Annotated in this window: 5 protein-coding genes; all 5 read right to left on the bottom strand. The window is 61.1% G+C overall.

Annotation, left to right across the window (positions count from 1 at the left end):
• Nucleotides 1–235: response regulator transcription factor (locus VN887_15210; GenBank protein ID HXT41357.1), on the bottom strand; the 235-nt coding region annotated here is incomplete at its 3' end.
• 3 nt (nucleotides 236–238) lie between these two features.
• A complete protein-coding gene (locus VN887_15205) occupies nucleotides 239–2,188 on the bottom strand; it encodes a PAS domain S-box protein (GenBank protein HXT41356.1) in 1,950 nt (649 codons plus the stop codon).
• A 473-nt stretch (nucleotides 2,189–2,661) separates the two neighbouring features.
• Nucleotides 2,662–2,943 (bottom strand): hypothetical protein, encoded by a 282-nt coding sequence (locus VN887_15200; protein HXT41355.1) that lies wholly within the window; start codon nucleotides 2,941–2,943, stop codon nucleotides 2,662–2,664.
• A 316-nt stretch (nucleotides 2,944–3,259) separates the two neighbouring features.
• Nucleotides 3,260–4,957, bottom strand: a complete 1,698-nt coding sequence (locus VN887_15195) for a choice-of-anchor tandem repeat NxxGxxAF-containing protein (GenBank protein HXT41354.1) — start codon at nucleotides 4,955–4,957, stop codon at nucleotides 3,260–3,262.
• A 514-nt stretch (nucleotides 4,958–5,471) separates the two neighbouring features.
• A partial coding sequence (locus VN887_15190; protein HXT41353.1) for an RCC1 repeat-containing protein occupies nucleotides 5,472–6,402 on the bottom strand: 931 nt, incomplete at its 5' end.

The raw sequence follows: 6,402 nt of genomic DNA, 5'->3' as shown, positions 1-6,402 counted from the left end.
GGATCGGCAGTTTGGGGCGCAACCGCCGGATCTCCGCGAGCGCGTCGAGGTCGCCGCGACCCGGCATGTTGATGTCCAGCAACACCAGGTCCCACGGCTGTGACGCGACCAGTTCGACGGCCCGGGCGGAGTCATTTGCCTCCCCGATATGGAACTCCTTGAATTCGTCCTGCAGAATCTGCCTCAGTCCGTGGCGGACCACCTGATGATCGTCGGCAATGAGGACTCGCGTCATGGACTAACTCCGTTTCTCAACGGGGACCCACAATTTGACCGTGGTTCCGCTTCCCGTCGCGCCTTCAATGCAGATGCGGCCCCCGAGCGATTCGGCGCGCTCGCTCATCCCCACCAGGCCGAGCGAGGTCGGTTTGGCTGCGGCATCGTCTGAAATTCCCTTTCCGTCGTCCTGCACCTCCAGCAGCAACCAGCCCTTCCGTTGTTCCGTGAGCCGCACTTCAACGGTGCGGGCATCGGCATGGCGCGCGACATTGGTCAGCATCTCCTGATAGATGCGGAAAAGGTTTGTGTTGACGTCGCGGCCCAGCGCCGGCAGTCCCTCCGCCAGGGTCGTTTTGCATCGAATCCCGCTGCGCTCCGCAAACCGGTTCTCCTCGTAACCCAGCGCCGCCGTCAAACCGAGGCTGTCCAGGATACCCGGTCGAAGGTCCGCCGCGATTCGCTGGACGGTTTCGATGGTGTCGTCCGCCAGCTTCCCGGCTTCATCCAGCTTTTGTTTTATCGCCGCCGAGGTTTCGGCGGACATCCGGCCGGCCAGTTTCCGGTGCATCCAGCGCAGATCCATTTTGAGGCCGGTGAGCATCTGGCCCAGTTCATCGTGAATCTCCCGCGAGATGCGGGTCCGCTCCTCCTCCCGCACCACCTGCAGGTGCGCCGCCAGCGCCCGCAACTTCGCCTCCGAGCTGCGCAACGCCTCCTCCGCCCGTTTCCGGTCGGTGATTTCCACCACCACCGCGCCGACTCCTTCCACGCCTCCGTCCCGCCCCACGACCGGAAAGAGTGACTCCACCCAATGCCGCTGAGCACCCGGCCGGAGCGCCGTTTCGCCGGTCAGTTCCACATTCAAAACCGGTTCGCCCGTGGCGAGCACCTTCCGGAACACCGGCTCAACGACCGGGGCCAGCTTGGGCACGACTTCCCGGACGGTCCTGCCCAGATGGTCTTTGGCCGGCAGTCCATTCATTCCGGCCAGCGTGTCGTTGATCTGGACGAAGCGGAGTTCCCTGTCCAGGACCGCCAGCCCGGCCGTGGCGCCCGCAAAGAAAGAGTTCAAGCGGTGCTCGCGCACCGCGACTTCGCGCTCCAGCTTCTTGCGCTCCGCGAGATCACGCCCGATGGCGGAGATGCCCACGACCTGCCCGGCTTCGTCCCGGATCGCCGAAAGTTTGATGGACACTTCCACCGGCGTGCCGTCCTTTCTTATCCGCTCCGTCTCGATGCCCTCGACCCGCTCGCCGCGCGCGGCCCGCTCGAGCAGAGCGCGCCATTCATCGGCGCGGCCGGGCGGAAAGATCATCGATATGTGCCTGCCCACCGCTTCCTCCGCCGTGTACCCGTAAATCCACCTCGCGCCCGGATTCCAGCTCGTGATGGTTCCATCGAGGGCCTTGCCGATGATCGCGTCGTCGGAAGACTCGACGATTGCGGCGAGCATGCGGTTGCGCCCCTCGCTCCTCCGCAGCTCTTCCGTCTGCCGTTGAAGGTCCCGGTGTTTTTCCTCGAGTTTTTTGACCAGCAGATCGCTGTATTCCCTGACCAGCAGCAGTTCCTCCTTCTGTTGCGTGACAACCGGGCGCCCCGGCTTTCCCTCGGCAACGACCCGCGAGAACGCGGCCAGGATGGTCTGCGTCGAGGACGGTTTCTTGAGGTACTCATCCGCGCCGACCTCCCGCGCGAGTCGTTCGTCGCCGGGCGACGTGAAGGTGGACGTGTAGATGATGAACGGCAGGAGATTGAACCGTGGACTCTTGCGCACCTCGGTGCAGAGCCGGTAACCGTCCATGTTCGGCATGAGGATGTCCGAGATGATTCCGTCCACCGGCTCGCGCTCGAGCACCGCCAGCGCCTGCACACCGTCCTCCGCTTCGACCGTATGGTGGCCCTCCGCTTCAATCGTCACCCGGAGCAGCTTCCGGTTCCCCGCATCATCATCCACGATGAGAATGTTCATCGGAACCCTCCGTTCCGGCCCGGATGAACCTGCGATTTCCGGCGTGAGGCGATAAAGGGCATGAGAAAGGCATTCATTCCACGAAAACCGTCGTGCCCTTCCCACGGGTTGATGGCGCATCTGCCGCAGGGTGGTCCCGCGAAAGTGTGGTCCGGAATCTTTCGCCGGACGGGCCGTGGAAGATGGATTGAAACGGATGTTTCTGCTGTGCGACGAGAGGCGGCGGATCGGGGTTGCGGTACGGAGTCCGTGATTTTTCTCCAGGCAGAAGCTGAATGACTGATACTGCTACCATAAATCTCCACGAAACCCCTCAATTCCCTGTCCCCATTCGACGCCTTTACGCCGCTGGATGCAAGCCTGGATTTGCCCCGGTTCCGGAACCGCCCATGCCGGGCAAACGCAAATGCAGAAGAGACACGCGAGGGCGGCTCGACTTTATCCGATTCAACGCTGACCACCCGGGGCGCGTTTTACGACCGGGATGTGTTCAGGCTCCGGCAGATGTTTCCGGTTTGATCGGCTTTGAGAAAACGTTCCGCTTCCTGCACCACGCTTTCGGCGATGGCGTCCGGCATGAGCAACGTGTCGCGTTCCAGCGCGGTGGGCAACGACGCGCGCCACGCGCGGAATTCATGGCGGCGTTGTAGGGTCGGGCCTGTGGCCCGATGATCTATCCGCAGGCTCGACGGTACACATTTACGCCGCGCCTTCGACGCGGGCGAATTCTTCGAGTGTGAGCGTGATGTTTTCATGCGCGGTTCGGTTTGCCCCAACGGGGCAATGTCATCCAGCCCAGGGTTGGAGCGACGCGACTACCCTGGGTGGACGAATAAAAATTCTCATCTACCCCAACGGGGTTGCGTCGTTCCGGCGCGGAGGTGATACAACCCCGTTGCAGTCATGGCAGCACTTCGAATTCGGCAAGTTTCTCCCGGTCCGGCATGGTCCGGTTTTACATGAGCCCGGGCAGCACGGCAATTTTGAATTCCGTCCGTGCTTTCCCATTTTCCCATCGAAGAGAAATTTTTCGCGAATTACTGGCGAACCGGGAGCGACAGAGCGGAGCGTTTATTTGCTGATTTCGTTGACGCGATAAATGCGCATCTGCGCGTTGGTGATAACGGGCTCTGAATAATTCGTCCGGACCAACCGGTTCGCGCGAAGGGAAATCACCGCGATGTTCGTGAAAGAAGCGGTCGGCGACGGAGCGGCTTGCAGGACATTCGTTCCTCCGCCGAAGCTGGTCCAACCGACGGTGACCGTGCTGGCCGTCTTGACGACTTCACCCATTTTCGGACGACTCCACAGATAGACGGCATGATTTCCGTTCAGGGCCGACCACACGGCCATCTGCCCTTCGTCATTCAAGCCGGTCATGCCGCCGTAATTCGGCCCTTCGAGAAAATTCGGCGTGAAGACTGTTTCGCCGTCGATCACTTGACCGGCGCGGATGATCTGAAGAATCGAGCCATCGGCATCTACGAGGAAAACCCCCTGGTTATCGGTCGTGCCGCCGCTCGTGCCTGTGAGCGTGGCCCTGAATGCCACCTGGCCTTTATTGTTCAGGGCCGGACGATTGAGGCCGAAGGTGGAGTAAACGCCATTGGTGTCCGGCGCGGTCTGGCCTTTGCGCGCGAGTTGAGTCACGGTGTTGCCGTCGGCAAGGAAGATTCCCGCATTGTCCGAATTGCCGCCGGTCGTCCCGGTAAGGTCAGCGAAAAAGGCGACCTGTCCGTTGTTGTTGATGGCAACGTAAGATTGTCCGAAGTCGAGAAACCTTCCGTTGCCGTTCGGAACGAACTGACCCTTGCGCGCGAGTTGAACCGTTGTATTGCCGTCGGTGCGATACAATCCTTCATTATCAGCCGAGCCACCGGTCGTTCCAGTGAGGTCCGCGATAAAAGCCATCTGGCCATGGTCATTTATCGCCGGCAGTTCGTTCGGAAAGAGAAGGAAAACGCCGTTGCCATCGGGGGAAGCTTGCTGTGAGCGGGTCAAAACTTTGAGCGAATTTCCATCCGCGAGAAGAAACGCGAAGCTGCTGCTGTTGGTCGAAGAGAAGATTGTGCTGAAGAATGCGACCTGTCCATTGTTGTTCAGAGCCGGAGCGGCGAACAGATTGCCCAGAGTGCCGTTGCCATCCGGTGAAGGCTCGTTGTACCAGGCCAGACGCGTGAGCGTCGTACCCGTTGAACGGAACAGAGCCACGATATTGGAACTCGTCTGGCCGGTAAACGCAGTCTGGCCGCTGCGGTTGACTGGAATCGAAGCGTTCGCCAGACCCTGGAACGTGCCGCTTTCCGGTGTTGCCGGTTGACCTTTGCGAGCCAGTTGGGTGAGGACTCCGCCGCTGAGCTGATAAATGCCCGCGTTGTCCGAGCTGCCTCCGAGTGTGCTGGCCAAATTCGCGAGAAAAACCTGATTGCTGGCGTTGAGCGCGGCCGGTTCGTGGAACGTGTTAAAATATCCGTTCGCATCCGGCGGGGCTTCGCCGGTGCAGGCGATGGTCGTGTTCGTGTCACCGTCGGCAAGGAAAAATCCGAACCCCTGCGCAAAGCCGCTGGTGTTGCGGAGGTCCGTGTAAAACGCGACCTGGCCGCGCTCGTTTATGGTCGGGTCCTGGCTGATGATGAAGAATTGATTCGTGCTGCCGGGTTCGGGGTCGCCGCTCTCGGCGAGCTTGACGAGACCGGCGCGGGCGGTTGCGGCAAGAAGGAACATGAGCAGGAGCGGATGCCTGAGAAACACGGGTGATACGTCTTTCATGATGGGTCGATTTTGGGTCGTGAACACTGGCTGATGGGGATGATCATACGTTGAGCGATCTGGTTTTCAAAATCAGAATTGAACCGGCCTGGTGTGAACCTGGCCGGGCGCGACACTCGTGGAATTCATGGCGGCGTTGTAGGGTCGGGCCTGTGGCCCGATGATCTATCCGCAGGCTCGACGCTACACATTTACGCCGCGCCTTCGACGCGGGCGATTTCTTCGGGTGTGAGCGTGATGTTTTCATACGCGGTTCGGTTTGCCCCAACGGGGCAATGTCATCCAGCCCAGGGTTGGAGCGACACGACTACCCTGGGTGGCCGAATAAAAATTCTCATCTACCCCAACGGGGTTGCGTCGTTCCGGCGCGGAGGTGATACAACCCCGTTGCGGTCATGGCAGCTCTTCGAATTCGACAAGTTTCTCCCGGCTCGGCATGGCTGGTTTCTAACGGAAGACCACGAAACTGTCACGATGCAATCACGCGCGTGCCTGTCCAGGGTTGCTCCGGCGATCAGAATTTAAGGCGGTAAAAGCGGCCCGCGTTGGTGGCCGTCACGGTCACCGAATTTGTCGGTGGAGTTGCCAAGACATTTGTGAGCAGGAGGGCGCCGAAACCCGTCGTGAGGTTCGTCGTGTATTCGACGTTGAAAAATTCGCCGGTTGCGCTGGCCCAACGAAGATCATACTGGCCGGGTTGCAAGTTGGGTCGGATGTTCAAGGACAGGCCAACTCTCGCCCCGAGTCCGGCGACCTGCACCGGACGCCACCGGTCAACAGTCGTGTTGTCGCCGCACTGGCCCTGGTCATTCGCGCCCCATTGCCAGACCGAGCCGTCGGATTTGACGGCGATGTTGTGCCAGTCCCGGGCCGCCACCATGACAATGTTGCTGAAGCCGGCGCCGTTGTTGTCGAGCTGGATTTTTGCCGGCAACGGATGGGCAATGTAGTTGCCGGCGCCGTCGGCGGTCCCGTTGCCGAGCTGCCCCACGTCGTTCCGACCCCATTTCCAGATTGTGCCGTCGGAGTCGAGCGCCGAGGAGTGCCAGTCGCCGCCGGAGACGGCGACGATGTTGCTCAGCGTCGTGACCTGCACCGGGGCCGGCCGATTGTTGGTGGTGCCGTCGCCGATTTCGCCGACGCCGTTAAGTCCCCACGCCCAGACGGTGTGGTCCGACCTGAGTGCCAGCGCCTGGTCCCATCCGGCGGAGATGGCGATGATATTGGACAACCCCGGAGTTGGGACGGGAGTGTAGCTGTTCCCGATGACGCGGCCATGGCCCCATTGGAAGACGGTGCCGTCCGGCATCAGCGCAATGCTGAACTTGTAGCCGGCGGACACGACGGCGGGGTTGGTGAGGCCGACGACCTTTACCGGCACCAGGGTCGCATTGGTGGTTCCGTCTCCGAGTTCTCCCGCCGAGTTCCAGCCCCAACCCCAGACC

It is taken from the genome of Candidatus Angelobacter sp. (assembly GCA_035607015.1).
Classification (GTDB): domain Bacteria; phylum Verrucomicrobiota; class Verrucomicrobiia; order Limisphaerales; family AV2; genus AV2.
This window is presented reverse-complemented; position numbering and strand designations above follow the sequence as displayed.